Raw genomic sequence first — 18083 nt, forward strand, 5'->3', positions numbered from 1 at the left:
AAAAATATAATTGTGAAGGACTTTTTTATATGTAGACGCTTAAAGCGGATGTGTTAGATATACGTACAAGCTAAGTTGTTTAGATGCTTGTTTGCATAATTTTAACATTCGTTATCATCTCTTTATAACAAAAAATATGTCACAATCTCCAAAAGACATTGCCATAGTTGGCTCCGGATTAGTTGGTTCTTTATTAGCTATTTATTTAAGAAAAGAAGGACATAAGGTTACTGTTTTTGACAGAAGGCCAGATATACGTACGGTAGAATTTTCAGGAAGATCTATTAATCTTGCAATGAGCAATAGAGGTTGGAATGCCTTACAGCAAGTAGGTTTGCAAGAAGAAATAAAAAAAATTGCCATACCACTTTATCAACGTGCAATGCATGTGCATAATGTACCTTTGTATTACCAGAAATATGGCAAGGAGGATGAAGCTATTTGGTCTACATCTAGAGGACTTTTAAACCGAAAAATGATAGATTTGGCAGAAGCCGAAGGGACAGAGTTTCGTTTTTCTGAAAAAGTTTGGGATGTAGATTTGCCTGAAGCAAAAATTTATACAGGAGAAACAGAAAAAGGAGTTTGGGAAGAGTATAAGTTTGATTGTGTTTTTGGTTGTGATGGTGCTTTTTCTCGTGTGAGACATAAAATGCAAAGACGTAGTAGGTTTGATTATTCTCAGGAATTTATAAAAGTAGGATACAAAGAACTGTCTATTTTGCCTAATGAAGATGGTACGCACAAACTAGACAAACACTCTTTTCATATATGGCCGCGTGGTAAATTTATGCTTATTGCAATGCCTAATATAGATGGGAGCTTTACCTGTACACTTTTTATGCCTTTTGAGGGTGATATATCTTTTGAAAGTATAACCAATAAGGAAGAGGCTAAAAACTTCTTTTCTGAGCATTTTCCTAATGTTATGCCAGATTTAGATAACCTTATTGGAGATTTTTTTAAAAACCCAACAAGTGCTATGGTAACAATGAAATGTTTTCCTTGGACCTATTGGGATAAAGCAGCACTTGTGGGCGACTCTGCCCACGCCATAGTACCTTTTTACGGACAAGGAATGAATGCTGGTTTTGAAGATATATTTGTACTTGTTAATATGCTTAAAAAATATCCAGATAATTGGACACTTGCTTTTGAGGAGTATGAAAAAGAACGCAAACCAAATGCAGATGCAATTGCAGAACTTAGTTACAGAAACTTTGTAGAAATGAGCAGTAAAACTGCTGATCCAATGTTTTTACTACAAAAAAAGATTGAGAAAAAATTTGCTGCAGAACACCCAGAGAAATGGTTGCCTGTGTATTCTAGAGTTACGTTTAGTAATAGGCCTTACGCAGAAGCTTTGGCATTGGGAGATGCACAAGAAGCTATAATGAAAAAAATTATGCAACTACCTAATATAGAAGAAAAATGGGATAGTGATGAAGTTACCAATAAAATAATAGAATTGCTTAAATAAAAAAAAGACCGCTAATTAGCGGTCTTTTTTATAATCATAAAATGTTATTTCTATAATTTAGAAAACATTTTTTGCATTCTTTCATTTTCTTCTTCTGCTAATACAGGGTCTACTAAAATTCTACCACTGTGCTCATCAGTAATAATTTTTTTACGCGCAGCAATCTCTACTTGTACCTGTGGCGGTATTGTAAAGAAAGAACCACCAGAAGCACCTCTTTCAATAGGTACAACAGCTAAACCATTTTTAACATTGGTTCTAATTCTTGTGTACGCCTTTACCAAACGCTCTTCAATCTGATTTTGAAAATCTTCAGATTTTTTAAGTAACGCTTTTTCTTCCTTTTCAGTTTCCGCTAGAATTTCGCTTAATTCACCTTTTTTATGTTTTAAGTGAGACTCTTTTGCAGCTAAACGCTCTTTAGTATCAGCAATAACTTGCTTCTTTTGCTCTATTTGCGCCTTAAATTCTTTAATGTTTTTTTCAGCCAATTGAATTTCTAATTCTTGAAACTCAACTTCTTTAGATAAAGAGTTAAACTCACGACTGTTTCTTACATTCTTTTGTTGCTCAGCATATTTTTTAATTAAGCCTTTAGATTCCTCAATTAAATTTTTCTTAGCTGTTATTTCATAATTAACTGTTTCTACATCAGTTTTTAGTTTGTCCAATCTAGTTTTAAGTCCTAAAACTTCATCTTCCAAATCTTCTACTTCTAACGGGAGTTCACCCCTAACGTTTCTTATCTCATCGACTCTAGAATCAATTAATTGCAAGTCATATAATGCTCTCAATTTTTCTTCTACCGTTGCTTCTTTCTTTTTTGCCATATTTTTAAAAATACTTGATAGGATTTGTAATACTCTCCGATAAAGAGATTGCAAAATTAGGAATTTTTTTTGTAAGTATCTCTACTAAAAGATTTTTTGTAAACTGCTCTGTTTCAAAGTGTCCTATATCTGCTAGTAATATTTTGTTTTCTGCCTCATAAAATTGATGGTATTTTAGGTCAGCAGTAATAAAAATATCAGCATTTACAGCCTTTGCGGCAGCTATTGCAAAAGAACCACTTCCGCCTAATACAGCTACCTTTTTTATTTTTTTATTTAATAAATTAGAGTGTCTAATACAGGCTACATTCATCTTATTTTTAAGATCTTTTAGAAAATCTACTTCATTTAAAGCATTTTCTAGCTCGCCAACCATTCCCATACCTATATTTTGGTTTGTGTTTTCTAGAGTGGTTATTTCATAAGCAACCTCTTCATAAGAGTGGTTTTTTAGTAAAGCTTGTAAAATTTGTTTTTGTTTAGCTTTCTCAAAAGTTACATTAATTTGAACCTCTTCAGTAGTTTCTGTTTTGCCAATTTGGCCAATTGTTGGGTTGGCATTTTGGTTGGGTTTAAAACTGCCTATACCTATGGTGGTAAAACTACAGTTGCTATAATTGCCAATATTGCCTGCTCCGGCAATAAATAACGCTTCTTTTATTTTGTTAACTTCGTTTTTAGGAGCGTAAGTTGTTAACTTTTTTATAGTTCCTTTTTGTGGTATTAATATCTTGGTATTGGTAAGTCCTAGTACTTCACAAATTTTTGCATTTACACCTCTGTTACTATTGTCTAAGGCCGTGTGCATACTATAAATTGCAATATCATTTTTTATTGCTTTTAAAACCACACGCTCTACGTAATTAGCACCCGTAATTTTTTTTAAACCTGAAAAAATAATAGGATGAAAACTTACTATTAAATTACAATTTTTAGCAATTGCCTCATCCACAACATTTTCTAAGGTATCTAAAGTAACCAATACGCCAGTAACTTTTGTACTGGTATTGCCAATTAATAGGCCTACATTATCAAAATCTTCTGCGTAATTTAGCGGCGCAAAATCTTCAATAATGTTTGTAATATCTTTTACAGTCATTTTTGATTGCTTTTATAAATTTCAAAGATAAAATATTTACTTTCGTTCTTATGCAACTACTCAGAAAATTAGCGTTTCCTTTTTCCTTACTCTATGCTTTAGTGGTTTATTTGCGTAACTACCTGTTTAACGTTGGATTTTTTTCATCTAAAACGTTTAAAACACCAACTATTTGTGTTGGTAATTTAAGTGCTGGTGGTACCGGAAAAACACCTATGATAGAATTTTTATTACGCAATTTGCAAAACCAATACAAACTAGCTGTTTTAAGTAGGGGATATGGGCGCAAATCTAAAGGTTTGTTAGTCGCAAATTCTTCAACTACCGTAGAGGATTTGGGTGATGAGCCTTATCAGATATATAAAAAATATCCAGTAGCAACAATGGTTGTGGATGGTGACCGTAGAAATGGTATTGCTACCTTAGAGAAAGATATAAAACCAGATCTTATTTTGCTAGATGATGCCTACCAGCATAGAAAGGTAAAGCCAACATTTTCTATACTACTCACTGCATACGGTAGTTTGTATGCTGATGATTGGTATTTGCCAACAGGTAATTTGCGAGATGCTAAAACTGAGGCCAAACGTGCAAATATTATTATAGTAACAAAATGTCCAAATACTATTACTATAAACGAACAGGAAGAGATAGCGCTAAAATTGCAACCCAAAAAACACCAGCAATTGTTGTTTGCTAGCTTAAGTTATTCGACTATACTTAAGGGCAACAAAAAGCAATTGACTTTAGATAATTTTAAAGGAAAAAAAATAACCTTAGTAACTGGTATTGCAAATCCAATACCTTTAGTAGATTTTTTAAATTCACAAGGGGTAGATTTTGAGCACCTTGCTTACAATGATCATCATTTTTTTACAGATGCAGAAATAGAAAATTTTGCAAGTAAATATTTTGTGTTAACTACAGAAAAGGATTTTGTTAGGTTACAAGGTAAGTTAAGTAATTTATGTTATATAGAAGTGCAACATAAATTATTGCAAGACGGCAAAGCAACTTTATTGAGAAGTATAAAAAATACTATTATGTAATTTTTTTATTAAAAATATTTTCCCCAATTTTTTGGTAAAAATAGTCTGGTTTAAAAGGTTTTGTAACAATGTCATCACAACCCGCAGCATAAAAATTCTCTACACTATCATCTAAAGAAATTGCAGTAAGTGCAATTATAGGAATTTCACTATCAAACTTTCTTATCTCAATAGTAGCCTCTACACCACTTATACCTGGCATATGAATATCCATTAAAATAGCATCATAAGTATTGTTCTGTGCAAGCTCTATGGCTTCGGTACCGTTATTAGCAATATCACTAGACATACCTTTTTTAGAAAGCATTTTTTTGGTTATTACTTGGTTTATTTTGTTGTCTTCTACAATAAGTAGTTTAAGTCCTTCAAAAATAAATTCTTGTGGTATATATTCTTCTTCAGTACTATTTACACCCTTGTCTTTACAAACAAGCTCTATTTCAAAACTAAATATAGATCCAATTCCTTTTGTACTTTCTAAATGTATTGTGCTTCCAAATAAGCTTAGTAGGTTTTTTACAATGGTTAATCCAAGACCTGTACCGCCGTATTCTCTATTAATTTGTATAGATCCTTGCTCAAAACTATCAAAAATATTTTCTTGTAATTCATTAGATATTCCTATTCCTGTATCCTTTACTTCAAAATAAATAGTACAAATATCTTCAACTTTTTTAAGCTCATTAATGGTAACGGTAACCTCTCCGTTTTTGGTAAATTTAATTGCGTTACCAATTAAATTTATTAGTATTTGTGATATTTTTATTGGGTCTCCTAAATGGGCTCTAGATATTTTTTTATCTATAACTAAATTAAGTTTTGTGTTGTTAGATTTTGCACTTTGCTGTAGAGAATCTATAACATCTTTTATAGTTTTTCTTAGGCTAAACTCAATTTGTAAAGTTTCTAATTTTTGAGCATCAATTTTGTTAACCTGTAGTATATCATTTATAAAATTTAAAAGGTAGTCTCCAGAAAATTTTAATGATTTTAAATGTTCTTTTTGGCTTTCTGTAGGGTTTTCTTCTAGGAGTAAATTTGTTAAACCCGTAACTGCATATAATGGTGTACGTAACTCATGACTAACAGTTGATAAAAAATTAGTTTTAGCTTCCATAGCTTTAACCGCTTCATCTTTAGCAATTTCTAACTCTTTATTTGTTTGCTGTAATAAGTTATTTGTTTTAATTTTAATTTGATTGTTTCTGTATAGAGAAATGGCTAATAAAGAAATGATAGCTAAAATGGCAAAAGCAACAATATTTGTGCTCTCAGACCTGTTTATAGATGCTTCTTGTTCTAGATTTTTTTCTAGTAAGGTTTTTACGTCTTGTTCTAAACCTTCAATATGTATATCATTAGCAGTTCTTTCATGAGCTTTACTTGTGGTTAAACTGTAAAGAGAATCTTTTAAATGAATTAAATTTTTATTAAAAATTAAAGCTGTGTTGTAGTCTTTAATATCTTCATAAGCTTTGCCAACTAGAGTGTTAATTTCTAGCATTTCATTTATAAAACCATTCTTTTTGGCGATTGGTAATGCTTCTAAACCAAATTTTATGCAATCTTCAGGGTTGTCAAAAGAATTAATTTTTGCTAATCCTAAATATCCTTGTATTGTAAAATAATCTTTTTCGTAAATATCAGAATTTACAACAAGTGCATTATAAAATCTAGATGCTTTTAAAAAGTTTGTTTTTTGAAAGTTGATGTTAGCTTGCGTTAAAACCATACGGTTAAGTAAATTACGATCATTACTTAGTTGCTTTGCTTCCGATAATTTTTCTTCTGCCTGAAAATTATTTTTATCTAAGTATAAGTAAATAGCCTCTAGATATTTGCTTTCACTAGAGCCGTATGGGTATGCAATGTTTTTTAATAAAACTCTAGTTCTGTCCCAATAAAACTTAGATCTTGGTACATTATCAAGTTCTAGATATAGAAAAGCATATTTATGAAAACAATCTATAAGCCCTTTTTCATCTTCTTTTTTTTCTGCATAATCTGCAGCTTTTTGTATGGCCTCTAATGCAGCTTTAATGTTGTTTTGATTTTTATTTTTTCGGGCAACAGAAAAGTAATAATCTAAATCTTTAAACGCAGTTGGAGATTCTTGAGCAATTGCACAAGAAAACAGTAAGCAACTAAAAATAGCAGTAAGTACTGTTTTAAAAATTAGATTATGTTTTATTCTTTTCAAATATATTTTTTTTGAACCAACAAATTTATGAGGTCAATAATTCTACTACTGTATCCAGACTCATTATCATACCAACCAATAACCTTTACCATTTTACCAATAACAGAAGTCATCTGAGAATCAAACGTACAAGAATAAGAACTATTGTTTACATCAATAGAAACAATAGGATCTTCGGTATAATGCAGTATTTTTTTTAAGTTGTTGTCTGCGTGGCACTTAAATGCATTATTTATTTCTTGTATTGAGGTTTCTTTTTTTACATTAAAGGTAATATCTGTTAATGAGCCATTTGGCACCGGTACTCTAATGCCACAACCACCTATTACTTCTGCTAACTCTGGAAATATTTTAGTTAAAGCTCTGGCAGCACCAGTTGTAGTTGGTATTATAGATTGCCCTGCAGCTCTTGCTCTACGTAAATCTCTATGAGGTTGGTCATGCAGGCTCTGGTCTGTGGTGTAAGAGTGTATGGTTGTAATATACGCTTGCTCTATACCACAAAGGTCATTAATAACCTTTACCATAGGAGCCGCATTATTTGTTGTGCATGATGCATTAGAGATAATGTGGTCTTCTGCAGTTATGTCTGTATGATTTATGCCGTAAACTATCATTTTTATAGCATTATCTGTTGGTGGAACAGATAAAATTACTTTTTTGGCTCCGTTTTTTAAATGATAACTTAAATCCTCTTTGGTTTTAAATTTACCTGAAGACTCTATTACCAAGTCTACATTGCTGTTGTGCCAAGGAATATCTTTAGGCGTGCTAGCATTTGTTATATTTATAGTGTTACCGTTTACTACAATAGTATTTTCTGTATTAGATATATTTTCATTAAAAATACCGTGTACACTATCATACTTTAACAAGTGAGCTAATGTTTTAGCGTCTGCCAAATCATTAATAGCTACAACATTTAAATTTGGGTATTGGTTTAATAACCTATATAAGGTACGGCCAATTCTGCCGAAACCGTTAATACCAATGTTTATTTTTTTCATTTTAAATACGAAAAAATAATGCTTAATAAAAAGCAGTTTTAGCCAATTGTATGTAGGCTAAAATTAATTAATATGTTTGTGTGCTTTGTATGATGAGCGAACCAGTGCGCCACTTTCTACGTGTCTAAAACCCATTTCTAGTCCTAGTTCTTCATACTTTTTAAACTGCTCTGGTAAAATAAATTCTTTTACAGGAAGGTGCTTTTTAGAAGGTTGTAGGTATTGGCCAATGGTTACAACATCTACGTTTGCAGCTCTAAGGTCTTCCATAACCTTAATAACTTCGTCTTCTTGTTCTCCTAATCCTAGCATAATACCAGACTTAGTTCTTCTGGCACCATTATCTTTTAGGTAACGTAAAACATCTAAACTTCTCTCGTATTTAGCTTGTATACGTACTTCCCTTGTTAATCTTTTAACGGTTTCCATATTGTGAGAAACTACTTCTGGACTAACTTCTATAATACGATCTAGGTGAGTACCCATTCCTTGAAAATCTGGAATAAGAGTTTCTAGAGTTGTTTCTGGGTTCATTCTGCGTATGGCCTTAACGGTTTCTGCCCATATAATAGAGCCCATATCTTTTAAATCGTCCCTATCTACAGATGTAATAACAGCATGTTTAATACTCATTATTTTAATAGAACGTGCTACTTTTTCTGGTTCTTCCCAATCTACATCTTCCGGTCTTCCTGTTTTTACACCGCAAAAACCACATGATCTTGTACATACGTTACCAAGAATCATAAATGTAGCTGTACCTTCTCCCCAACATTCTCCCATATTAGGACAACTACCTGATGTACATATAGTGTTAAGGCTGTATTTGTCTACTAAACCTCTTAACTGTGTGTACTTTTTACCAGTAGGTAGTTTTACTCGTAACCATTTTGGTTTTCCCTTAGGCGGTTTTACGTTATCTACAGTGTTAATACTCATAAAAATATTTTGTACAAATATACAAACAAAATAGCGTTAGTTATAATAGAGTAGAGGTCAAGATTTTGGTTTTGCTGTTATAATTTGAGCAAGTAGTTTTTTTGCGCGTAGTAATTTTACTTTTACACTATTTATAGGTTCATTAAGCTCTGTGGCAATATCTGAGTAGCTAAGTTCATTAAAGTAGCGTAAATTTATAATTCTTTGGTAAGCAGGTTTTAGCTTTTTTATGTCTTGTAGTAAATTGGCTAAATTTTGTTCTATTATTAATTGGTCTTCTATGGTAGGTGCGTCATCTAATACTTTTATAACATCGTCATTGCCATAATTCATATTTTCAAGTACGCTACGCTTTCTTTTTCTAAATAAATCTACGTGTAAATTTTTACCAATAGTAATTAACCAAGTTTTAAACTTGTAGTTACCATCATAGGTATTTATTTTATCAAAAGCTTTAGAGAAAGTTTGTATTGTTAGGTCTTCTGCGTCGTTTTCGTTTTCAGTTCTTACAAGTAAAAATCCATAAACATCATTCCAAAAGGTGTCTAAAAGGTTGCTAAAAGCAATTTGGTTACCTGCTTTAGCTTTAGTTAAATTTGCGTTAAGTTCTTCTTCAGATAATTTCATAAAAAAAGGCAAATTTTCATTTGCCTATTGTATTTCTGTTGATGCCTCCATTTTGCAATCTTGCTCCGCAGGTAGTTTGCCGCACATACCGCAAGCTTGTCCGTCTTTATTTAAAAAAGGACTTTGGCTAGCACACGTCCCTGCAAATTTGCCATCTTTCTTTGCCCAAATTTTAATTGCAATTCCTGCAAAACCAAGACTTAAAAGGCCTATGGTTAATAAAACTAGTTTCATAATTAAATTTTAGGCAAAGATACTAATTATAGCTTTTATATGTATACACTTTAACGTTAGTTTGCGTATGATATATTAGCTACAATATTTTCTACTGTTGGTGTTTTGTTACCACCTTTAGGTTCTATTGTAATATAACCCATTGCATTTTCTCCGTAAGGTAATGCTAGTAATTTATCTTTATCAGTAATGTCTTTTATTACACCAATGTTAATCATTTTGCCATCTACCTCTGCCCACATTTGTAAACATTGGTCTTCTGGTAAATTGGGTATATTTTTTACATTTATGTATGATAATTTTTTAACAGGGTTAATGTAAGCAACAGCTTTTAATTCTTTAGCTTTTGTATTACCTTTTACATTGTACCTTTTTGTTTTAGGGTTATTAAGTACAATAAATTGGTTTCTAACATCCTCTAATTGTTGCTTCATATTGTTTTCAATAGTCTTCATTTTATTGTTAACAATAGTGTTTTCTTCTTGTAAGGATTTGTTTTGGTTCCAGAAGAAGAAAGAAGCAGCTGCAAAAACAAAAGCTAAAGAACAAGCAATAGCAATGTATCTGTAAAATTTACTGTGTGATTTTTTCTCTGCTTTTACACGGTCTAAAATTTTATTTTTTAAACCATCTGGTGCATCAATAGCATGAAGTTTTGCAAAAATTTCTAAATTTTCTTGCAACTCATTGTACGTTTTGCTTACCTCTGGGTACATAGCTATGTAGCGCTCTACCCTAAGCGTTTCTTCTGTAGTAGTAGCATCTAAAAGATACTTTTCTAGAAGATCTGATTCTAAGAATTTTTTTATTTTATCTGTCATAACAAAAATGATATAAAAATTGTTAATGCGGTAGAACCGTATATTTTCTTTAATTCTCTTAGTCCAATTTTTAGTCTGGACTTTATAGTTCCTAAAGGAATATCTAATTCTTCACTAGCCTCTTGTTGGGTCATCCCTTCAAAAAATAAGGCTTCCAGTACTATTTTATATTTGGGTTCTAACTTATGTAAGTTATCCTTAACATCCATTAGTTCTGGTCTAGTGCTCTCTGTACCTAAATTATATACGTCTGAAACGTCTATTTGGATTTCCTTATCTGATTTTGTGTTTACACTTCTAAGTTTGTCTATAGCTGTATTACGGGTAATTCTAAATAACCACGTAAATAGTTTAGCCTTAGAAGAGTCATAAGAGTCTGCTTTTTTCCAAATTTTCACAAAACTTTCTTGTAGTACGTCTTGTGCTAAATCTTCATCTCTAACAACTTTGTTGGCTACACCAAATAAAGTATCACCATAATGGTCGTACAATAAAGATATTGCTTTTTCATCTCTATCTTGTAGTAATTCTACAATATGTTTTTCAAGTAGTGTACTCATTCTAGTTGTGTTACGCTATTTCTGTAAATTTTTTTTACACTGCGGCATCCAAATATACATTTGCTAACGTATATAGTTAAACGCAAGATTACAAAAATGATTGCGATAATTAAAATATTTACAACTTAAGTAGGCAGCTGGTTACTGCCACTTATTTTTGGTTAGTTTGGTTTGGTATAACCCCTGTTCCTTTTTGGTTTCAGGGGTTATTTTATGATGTTAACTTCTGCTTCTATGTGGATGTTAAACTTCTTAAAAACAGTGTCTTGTATTTTTTTTGACAGTTCAAGAATTTCATTTCCAGTGGCATTGCCATAGTTTACTAAAACTAAAGCTTGGTTTTTGTGCACACCAGCATCGCCATATCTTTTTCCTTTAAATCCGCATTGTTCTATAAGCCAGCCAGCTGGTATTTTATACGTATTATTTGGCAAGGTATAAAACGGTGCTTCAGGATTATTTTGGCTAAAGTTATCAAAAAATAATTTGTCTACTATTGGGTTCTTAAAAAAGCTGCCGCTGTTACCTAATTCAGCAGGATTAGGTAGCTTACTTTGTCTAATTGAAATAACTGCATTAGATACATCTTTTATAGTAGGTTTTGTAATGTTATTTTTTTGTAGTTCAGTTTCTATTGCACCATAAGATATTTTTAAATTATGGTCTTTTTTGGTTAGTTTTAGAACTACAGATGTAATAATGTATTCTCCCTTTCCTTCATTTTTAAAGAAAGAATCTCGGTAGCCAAATTTACATTCTTCTTTAGTAAAGCTATGTATATCTCCAGTTTTTATGTGTAATGCATTACAGCTTACAAAGGAGTCTTTTAGTTCTACGCCATATGCGCCAATGTTTTGTATAGGAGCAGTACCTGTGTTACCTGGTATGAGAGACATATTTTCTAGTCCGCCATAATTATGGTCTAAAGACCAAAGTACAAGATTATGCCAATTTTCACCAGCCATAACAGTTAACCAAACATTATTTTTGTCTTCTTTTAAGATACTTATACCTTTTATTGCAATGTGTATTACCAAAGCACTAATATTAGTGGTAATAAGCATATTGCTACCACCACTAATAATAAATTTGTTAGGATAATTTGGTAATGCTACAGCTTTTTTAAGTTCTTCTACAGATGTTACTTTGCAGAAGTATGATGCTTTAGCGTCTATACCAAAAGTGTTGTATTCCTTTAATGATATGTTTTCTTTAATAGTCATTAATCTTGGTATACAGCTAAGGCTTCTTTAATAATATGTACAGCTCTTTTTAGGCTTTCTTTATCTAAAACGTATGCTATTCTAATTTGATTTTTACCTAAGCCTTTTGTTGCGTAAAAGCCAGCTGCAGGAGCAACCATTACAGTTTCGTTATCTATATTAAAATCTTCTAGTAGCCATTGTGCAAATTTATCTGCGTCTTTAATAGGTAATTCTGCTATACAATAAAATGCTCCTTGTGGTTTAGCTACGCGTACACCATTTACTTGCTCTAGCTCTGTTATTAGTATGTTTCTGCGTTCTACATATTCTTCAATAACATCTGTAAAATAGCTATTAGGTGTGTCTAAAGCCGCTTCACTAGCAATTTGTGCATATGTTGGCGGAGATAGTCTTGCCTGGGCAAATTTAAGTGCTGTTTTTACAAGTTCTTTGTTTTTAGAAACAAGGCATCCAATGCGAGCTCCACACATACTGTATCTTTTAGAAACAGAATCTACTATAATGGCATTTTCTTCTAAACCTTCTTCCTGTAAAATAGAGTAGTGCTCTTTACCGTCGTATGTAAACTCTCTGTAAACTTCATCTGCAATTAAAAACAAATTGTGCTTTTTTACAATTGCAGCTAGTTTTTTAATTTCTTCTTTACTATATAAGTATCCTGTAGGGTTACCTGGGTTACAAATTAAAATTGCTTTTGTTTTTGAAGTAATTAATTTTTCAAACTCTTCTATTGCAGGTAGTGCAAAATTATCTTCTATTTTAGATACAACAGGAACCACATTTACACCAGCTGCAGTAGCAAAGCCGTTGTAATTTGCATAAAAAGGTTCTGGTATAATAATTTCATCATCAGCATCAGCAATGCTACCCATTACAAAGGCTAAAGCTTCAGAGCCTCCAGTTGTCACAATAATTTCTTGTGCGGTAACATTTATATGCTGCTTTTTATAATAAGCAGCTATTTTTTCTCTATATGTTTCAGACCCCTCTGTTCTGCTATAGGCAATAACATCTAATTTATTATTTTTTACTGCATCTAAAGCTACTTGGGGAGTTTTAATATCTGGCTGACCAATATTTAAGTGAATAACATTTATTCCTCTTTTCTTAGCATTTTCTGCATAAGGTACCAATTTACGAATTGGTGATTCTGGCATTGCTAGCCCTTTTGTTGAAATTGATGGCATAAAAAAATATTTTAGGCAAAAATGAGAAATACAAGCATAGAAAACAACACCATAATGTTTAATTTTTATCTATTTAAGATCATAAATTAAGTAGGTTAACATTTTTTTTTGTATTTTATATGGGTATATGCTGAAAATCAGTACCAATGAAACTAAAAGCTTTAATTTTTTGTCTGCTTTTTCCTTTTTTATCAGGAGCTCAAAATTTTGAGTTACCAGAAGGTAAAAAGTATGAAAAAATTAAGTTTAAATTAATTAACAACCTCATTGTTTTACCAGCAAAGATCAATGGTGCTCAATTTACTTTTATATTAGACACTGGTGTAAGTAAACCTATACTTTTTAATTTTTCTAATCAAGATTCAGTAGATATTAAAAACGTATCAGAAATTACGATTAAAGGTCTTGGTGGAGGTGAGCCAATAAGAGCTCTAAAATCTAAAGGAAACTTATTAGAGTTAAATTCGTTTAAAAACACTAATCAGTTAGTTTATATTGTTTTGGAAAAAGATTTAAATTTTTCTCCAAAATTAGGTGTTCCTATACACGGTATTTTAGGGTACGACTTTTTTAAAAATCATATTGTAGAGATTAATTACACAAATACCTTTATTAAAGTTTACAACCCCAATACTTACAAGCAATCTAAAAATAAAAAAATAGAATATTTACCGCTAAGTTTAGAGCGTAAAAAAGCCTATATAGAAGCGGCTGCGTTATTAAAACAAAATACTGTACCTGTAAAATTGTTAATAGACACGGGTAGTAGTGACGCTGTTTGGCTTTTTGAAAATAAAGTAAAAGGTATTGCTGTGCAACATAAGTATTTTGAAGACTTTTTAGGAAAAGGTTTAAGTGGAGATATATATGGTAAAAGGACCAAAATAGATCAGTTTAAGTTAGGAAGTTATACTATAAATAATACCAAAACAGCTTTTCCAGATAGCATATCTGTAAAGTATTTAGCTAAAAAAGGAGAACGTAATGGTAGTCTTGGAGGAGAAGTTTTAAAACGATTTAATTGGGTTTTTGACTATCCTAACCAACAAGTTTCTTTCAAAAAAAATTCTAACTATAAAAAGCCTTTTTGGTTTAGAACTAGTGGTATGGCTTTACAACACGGAGGGATGCGCTATATTAAACAAAGTAAGCTAAAGCAGCAAAAAGGTTTTAGCGGAGTAAGTAAAAATGGTTCTGCGTCTAAAGTAACTGTTAGTTATGATAATGAAGTGGTTATAAGTTTGGTACCGCAAATAGTTGTCTCTGATCTTAGAGAGGGTAGTCCGGCAAAAGATGCAGGTTTAAAAGTAGGAGATGTTATTTTGCAGGTAAATAAAAAAGAAGCTCATAAATATAAGTTACAAGAATTAACACATATGGTAGATGATGTGCCAGGCAAAAAGGTTATGGTTTTAGTAGAGCGTCGGGGAGAAAAATTACTTTTTAATTTGCGTATTAAAAACTTGTTTAAATAAAAAAAGCACCCTAAAAAGGATGCTTTTATTTTTTTGTGGTGTGTTGTAATTATTGTGCTACAGATTTAGCTTCTACAAGTTCACCTTTTATTTTTAAAACCTTAGTTGGCGTTTCTGCATTAGATATAACAGTAATTGCTTTTCTAATAGGGCCAGCTGGTCTTTTAGTGTCATATTTTACTTCAATTACACCAGTTTTACCAGGCATAATAGGCTCTTTTGGTTTTTTAGGAATAGTACATCCACAGCTAGAGTTTACCTTGCTAATAATTAAAGGAGCATCTCCAGTATTTGTAAATTCAAAAACTCTAACACCGTTGCCACCACGTTCAACTTTTCCGTAGTCTACAGTTTCAGTTTTAAATTCAATTTTAGCCTTTTTGTCTTGTGCACTTAGGTTAAATGCTAGTAGGCCAACAAATAATACTAATACTATCTTTTTCATCATTTTGGGTTTAAATTAAGATCAAATATACTATTTACTATTTAACCTTTAAAAATTCTTTTGTTATGTAATAACGTTACTTATTTTTGTTTCGTATTTAAACACAGTAAAAATCCTTAATTTTTCTTTAAATTTGCAGGCTTTATTGTTAAAATTAAATACTCACGCTAAGAGTAATACAAAAACTATACCAAAGAATGGAACTTGCATCAAAATACAACTCTCAAAAATCTGAAAACCAGTGGTATGACTATTGGTTAAAACATAAATATTTTCATTCTACTCCAGATGACAGAGAGCCATATACCATTGTAATACCACCGCCAAATGTTACAGGTGTGTTACATATGGGGCATATGTTAAATAATACAATACAAGATGTTTTAATACGTAGAGCGCGTTTGCAAGGTAAAAATGCGTGTTGGGTTCCAGGTACAGACCACGCTTCTATAGCTACAGAAGCTAAAGTTGTTGCTAAGCTAAAAGAACAAGGAATTAATAAAGCAGATTTAAGTAGAGAGGAGTTTTTAAAACACGCTTGGGATTGGACACATGAGTATGGTGGTGTTATTTTAGATCAACTTAAAAAATTAGGTTGCTCTTGTGACTGGGATCGTACTTCCTTTACAATGGATGACCATATGTCTGAATCTGTAATAAAAGTTTTTGTAGACCTTTATAATAAAGGGAAAATTTACCGTGGTTACCGTATGGTAAACTGGGATCCAGAAGCACAAACTACCTTGTCTGATGAAGAAGTTATTCATATAGAAAAACAAGGAAACCTATATTATATCAATTATAAAATTGAAGGATCTGATGATACGTTAACTATAGCCACTACACGCCCTGAAACTATTTTTGGAGATACTGCAATATGTATAAACCCAAATGATGAACGTTTTACTCATTTAAAAGGTAAAAAAGCAATAGTGCCTATTGTAAATAGAGTTATACCTATTATAGAGGATGAATATGTAGATCTTGAGTTTGGTACAGGTTGTTTAAAAGTGACACCTGCACATGATGTAAATGATAAAAACTTAGGAGATAAGCATAATTTAGAAGTAATAGATATTTTTAATGCAGATGCAACTTTAAATAGTTTTGGCTTGCATTATGAGGGTAAAGACAGGTTTGTTGTACGTAAAGAGATTGTTAAAGAGTTAGAAGAAAAAGGTTTTTTAATAAAAACAGAACAACATTTAAATAAAGTTGGTACATCAGAACGTACAAAAGCTGTTATAGAACCAAGATTGTCAGATCAGTGGTTTTTAAAAATGGAAGAATTGGCTAAGCCAGCTATAGAGGCTGTACTTGGAGGTAATGCTGAGGTTAAATTATTTCCTAAAAAGTTTGAAAACACTTATCGTCACTGGATGGAAAATATTCGCGACTGGAATATTTCTCGTCAATTGTGGTGGGGGCAACAAATACCTGCGTATTATTTTGGAGATGGCGCAGATGATTTTGTTGTAGCAGAAAATAAAGAAGATGCGCTAAAATTAGCTCAACAAAAATCTGGTAATGCTACATTAAAAGCAGATGATCTTCGCCAAGATGAGGATGCATTAGATACTTGGTTTTCTTCTTGGTTGTGGCCAATGAGCGTTTTTAATGGTATTTTAGAACCAGAAAACGAAGAAATTAAATACTACTACCCAACAAACGATTTAGTTACTGGCCCAGATATTTTATTCTTTTGGGTAGCTCGTATGATAGTTGCTGGGTATGAGTATAAAGATCAAAAACCTTTTGAAAACGTTTATCTGACTGGTTTGGTTAGGGATAAACAAAGACGTAAAATGTCTAAATCATTAGGGAATTCTCCAGATGCTTTAAAGTTAATTGAAGAATATGGCGCAGATGGAGTAAGAGTTGGGCTTTTATTAAGTTCTGCTGCAGGTAATGATTTAATGTTTGATGAAGCTCTTTGTCAACAAGGTAAAAACTTTGCAAATAAAATTTGGAATGGATTTAGGCTAATAAAAGGTTGGGAAGTGGCAGATATAGCACAACCTGAAGCTTCTAAAATAGGATTAGAGTGGTATAATGCTAAGTTTAATAAAACGCTTTTAGATATTGAAGATCACTTTAGTAAATATCGTATTTCTGATGCGCTAATGGCCATTTATAAATTAGTTTGGGATGATTATAGTTCTTGGTTATTAGAAATTGTAAAACCTGCCTACCAAAAGCCAATAGATAAAACTACGTACAATGCTTTAATTTCAGTTTTTGAGCAAAACTTAAAATTATTGCATCCGTTTATGCCTTTCCTAACGGAAGAAGTTTGGCAACATATAGAGGATCGTACACCAGAACAGGCATTAGTTGTGGCACAATGGCCAAAACAGCAAAAGGTTGATGAAGCTGTAATTTTAAATTTTGATTTTGCTGCCGAAGTGGTGTCTGGGGTAAGAACCATAAGAAAAGAGAAAAACATACCAATGAAAGAAGCTTTAGAATTGTCTGTATTAAATGCAGAAAATGTATCTAAAGAGTTGGATGTGGTAATTGCTAAACTTACCAATGTATCTTCAATTTCTTATACAGATATAGCTGTAGATGGGGCACTATCTTTTAGAGTAAAGTCTAATGAGTATTTTATACCAATGGTTGGTGCAATAGATATTGAAGCAGAAATAAAAAAGATTGAAGAAGAGCTTAAATACACTAAAGGCTTTTTAATTTCTGTACAAAAGAAACTAAGTAATGAGCGTTTTGTAAATAATGCGCCAGAAAAGGTTATTGAAATAGAGCGTAAAAAACAAGCAGACGCAGAAGCAAAAATAGAAACGTTAGAAAAGAGTTTAAAAGGCTTACAATAGTTTTTTTATGTTGATAAATATGCAAAAGCTACTCTTGTTAGAGTAGCTTTTTTTGTTAAAAATTATGTTGTAA

At 31.8% G+C, this 18083-nt stretch carries 16 protein-coding genes; 4 read left to right on the forward strand and 12 right to left on the reverse strand.

What is annotated here, in order from left to right; all coding sequences use genetic code 11:
* Positions 1-136: 136 nt before the first annotated feature.
* The gene (locus BFJ87_RS10085) at positions 137-1480 is read left to right on the forward strand and encodes an FAD-dependent oxidoreductase (RefSeq protein ID WP_077403670.1); all 1344 of its coding nucleotides are present in this window, start codon (positions 137-139) and stop codon (positions 1478-1480) included.
* A 50-nt stretch (positions 1481-1530) separates the two neighbouring features.
* Here the strand turns inward: BFJ87_RS10085 and BFJ87_RS10090 are convergent, their stop codons facing one another.
* The gene (locus tag BFJ87_RS10090; RefSeq protein WP_013620176.1) at positions 1531-2310 is read right to left on the reverse strand and encodes a zinc ribbon domain-containing protein; all 780 of its coding nucleotides are present in this window, start codon (positions 2308-2310) and stop codon (positions 1531-1533) included.
* A gap of 4 nt (positions 2311-2314) precedes the next feature.
* A complete protein-coding gene (locus BFJ87_RS10095) occupies positions 2315-3409 on the reverse strand; it encodes a Nif3-like dinuclear metal center hexameric protein (protein ID WP_077403673.1) in 1095 nt (364 codons plus the stop codon).
* A gap of 50 nt (positions 3410-3459) precedes the next feature.
* On the opposite strand from BFJ87_RS10095, the gene lpxK reads away from it, so the two are divergent.
* A complete protein-coding gene (gene lpxK, locus BFJ87_RS10100) occupies positions 3460-4458 on the forward strand; it encodes a tetraacyldisaccharide 4'-kinase (RefSeq protein ID WP_077403676.1) in 999 nt (332 codons plus the stop codon).
* Here lpxK and BFJ87_RS10105 read toward each other — a convergent pair.
* The 9 genes from BFJ87_RS10105 to BFJ87_RS10145 form a co-directional block, all read right to left on the reverse strand.
* Positions 4451-6658, reverse strand: a complete 2208-nt coding sequence (locus tag BFJ87_RS10105) for a response regulator (protein ID WP_077403679.1) — start codon at positions 6656-6658, stop codon at positions 4451-4453. The two genes, lpxK and BFJ87_RS10105, sit on opposite strands and share 8 nt — an antisense overlap.
* On the reverse strand, positions 6655-7665 hold the full coding sequence (gene gap, locus BFJ87_RS10110) for a type I glyceraldehyde-3-phosphate dehydrogenase (RefSeq protein ID WP_077403682.1): 1011 nt from the start codon (positions 7663-7665) through the stop codon (positions 6655-6657). Before gap ends, BFJ87_RS10105 begins: the two co-directional genes overlap by 4 nt.
* Before the next feature lie 63 nt (positions 7666-7728).
* On the reverse strand, positions 7729-8604 hold the full coding sequence (lipA, locus tag BFJ87_RS10115) for a lipoyl synthase (RefSeq protein ID WP_077403685.1): 876 nt from the start codon (positions 8602-8604) through the stop codon (positions 7729-7731).
* A 57-nt stretch (positions 8605-8661) separates the two neighbouring features.
* Positions 8662-9231, reverse strand: a complete 570-nt coding sequence (locus BFJ87_RS10120) for an RNA polymerase sigma factor (protein ID WP_077403688.1) — start codon at positions 9229-9231, stop codon at positions 8662-8664.
* 24 nt (positions 9232-9255) lie between these two features.
* Positions 9256-9465 (reverse strand): hypothetical protein, encoded by a 210-nt coding sequence (locus tag BFJ87_RS10125; protein WP_013620169.1) that lies wholly within the window; start codon positions 9463-9465, stop codon positions 9256-9258.
* Positions 9466-9521: 56 nt separating this feature from the next.
* On the reverse strand, positions 9522-10286 hold the full coding sequence (locus BFJ87_RS10130; protein ID WP_077403691.1) for an anti-sigma factor: 765 nt from the start codon (positions 10284-10286) through the stop codon (positions 9522-9524).
* Positions 10283-10846: an RNA polymerase sigma factor gene (locus tag BFJ87_RS10135; RefSeq protein ID WP_077403694.1), complete on the reverse strand. Its 564-nt coding sequence runs from the start codon at positions 10844-10846 to the stop codon at positions 10283-10285. The genes BFJ87_RS10130 and BFJ87_RS10135 overlap by 4 nt, the downstream gene beginning before the upstream one ends.
* A gap of 206 nt (positions 10847-11052) precedes the next feature.
* On the reverse strand, positions 11053-12069 hold the full coding sequence (gene murB, locus BFJ87_RS10140) for a UDP-N-acetylmuramate dehydrogenase (protein WP_077403697.1): 1017 nt from the start codon (positions 12067-12069) through the stop codon (positions 11053-11055).
* Entirely contained in the window at positions 12069-13259 is a 1191-nt protein-coding gene (locus BFJ87_RS10145; protein ID WP_077403699.1) for a pyridoxal phosphate-dependent aminotransferase, read from the reverse strand. The genes murB and BFJ87_RS10145 overlap by 1 nt, the downstream gene beginning before the upstream one ends.
* Positions 13260-13405: 146 nt before the next feature.
* Here BFJ87_RS10145 and BFJ87_RS10150 point away from each other — a divergent pair, with 146 nt between their 5' ends.
* On the forward strand, positions 13406-14734 hold the full coding sequence (locus BFJ87_RS10150) for an aspartyl protease family protein (RefSeq protein WP_077403702.1): 1329 nt from the start codon (positions 13406-13408) through the stop codon (positions 14732-14734).
* Between the two features lie 49 nt (positions 14735-14783).
* On the opposite strand, the gene BFJ87_RS10155 is transcribed toward BFJ87_RS10150, so the two are convergent.
* Positions 14784-15182 carry a DUF1573 domain-containing protein gene (locus BFJ87_RS10155; RefSeq protein WP_013620163.1) on the reverse strand — a complete coding sequence of 133 codons (399 nt, stop codon included), beginning with the start codon at positions 15180-15182 and terminating at the stop codon, positions 14784-14786.
* A 194-nt stretch (positions 15183-15376) separates the two neighbouring features.
* On the opposite strand from BFJ87_RS10155, the gene BFJ87_RS10160 reads away from it, so the two are divergent.
* On the forward strand, positions 15377-18010 hold the full coding sequence (locus tag BFJ87_RS10160; protein WP_077403705.1) for a valine--tRNA ligase: 2634 nt from the start codon (positions 15377-15379) through the stop codon (positions 18008-18010).
* Positions 18011-18083: the final 73 nt, after the last annotated feature.

This window comes from Cellulophaga omnivescoria, from assembly GCF_001999725.1.
Classification (GTDB): domain Bacteria; phylum Bacteroidota; class Bacteroidia; order Flavobacteriales; family Flavobacteriaceae; genus Cellulophaga; species Cellulophaga omnivescoria.

What these genes read in the sequence shown, in the direction of transcription:
- BFJ87_RS10150 (WP_077403702.1), top strand. Translation starts at nt 13,406, where the DNA reads ATGAAACTAAAAGCTTTAATTTTTTGTCTGCTTTTTCCTTTTTTATCA.
- BFJ87_RS10085 (WP_077403670.1), top strand. Translation starts at nt 137, where the DNA reads ATGTCACAATCTCCAAAAGACATTGCCATAGTTGGCTCCGGATTAGTT.
- gap (WP_077403682.1), bottom strand. Translation starts at nt 7,665, where the DNA reads ATGAAAAAAATAAACATTGGTATTAACGGTTTCGGCAGAATTGGCCGT.
- BFJ87_RS10125 (WP_013620169.1), bottom strand. Translation starts at nt 9,465, where the DNA reads ATGAAACTAGTTTTATTAACCATAGGCCTTTTAAGTCTTGGTTTTGCA.
- BFJ87_RS10090 (WP_013620176.1), bottom strand. Translation starts at nt 2,310, where the DNA reads ATGGCAAAAAAGAAAGAAGCAACGGTAGAAGAAAAATTGAGAGCATTA.
- lpxK (WP_077403676.1), top strand. Translation starts at nt 3,460, where the DNA reads ATGCAACTACTCAGAAAATTAGCGTTTCCTTTTTCCTTACTCTATGCT.
- BFJ87_RS10155 (WP_013620163.1), bottom strand. Translation starts at nt 15,182, where the DNA reads ATGATGAAAAAGATAGTATTAGTATTATTTGTTGGCCTACTAGCATTT.
- murB (WP_077403697.1), bottom strand. Translation starts at nt 12,069, where the DNA reads ATGACTATTAAAGAAAACATATCATTAAAGGAATACAACACTTTTGGT.
- lipA (WP_077403685.1), bottom strand. Translation starts at nt 8,604, where the DNA reads ATGAGTATTAACACTGTAGATAACGTAAAACCGCCTAAGGGAAAACCA.
- BFJ87_RS10130 (WP_077403691.1), bottom strand. Translation starts at nt 10,286, where the DNA reads ATGACAGATAAAATAAAAAAATTCTTAGAATCAGATCTTCTAGAAAAG.
- BFJ87_RS10095 (WP_077403673.1), bottom strand. Translation starts at nt 3,409, where the DNA reads ATGACTGTAAAAGATATTACAAACATTATTGAAGATTTTGCGCCGCTA.
- BFJ87_RS10135 (WP_077403694.1), bottom strand. Translation starts at nt 10,846, where the DNA reads ATGAGTACACTACTTGAAAAACATATTGTAGAATTACTACAAGATAGA.
- BFJ87_RS10160 (WP_077403705.1), top strand. Translation starts at nt 15,377, where the DNA reads ATGGAACTTGCATCAAAATACAACTCTCAAAAATCTGAAAACCAGTGG.
- BFJ87_RS10120 (WP_077403688.1), bottom strand. Translation starts at nt 9,231, where the DNA reads ATGAAATTATCTGAAGAAGAACTTAACGCAAATTTAACTAAAGCTAAA.
- BFJ87_RS10145 (WP_077403699.1), bottom strand. Translation starts at nt 13,259, where the DNA reads ATGCCATCAATTTCAACAAAAGGGCTAGCAATGCCAGAATCACCAATT.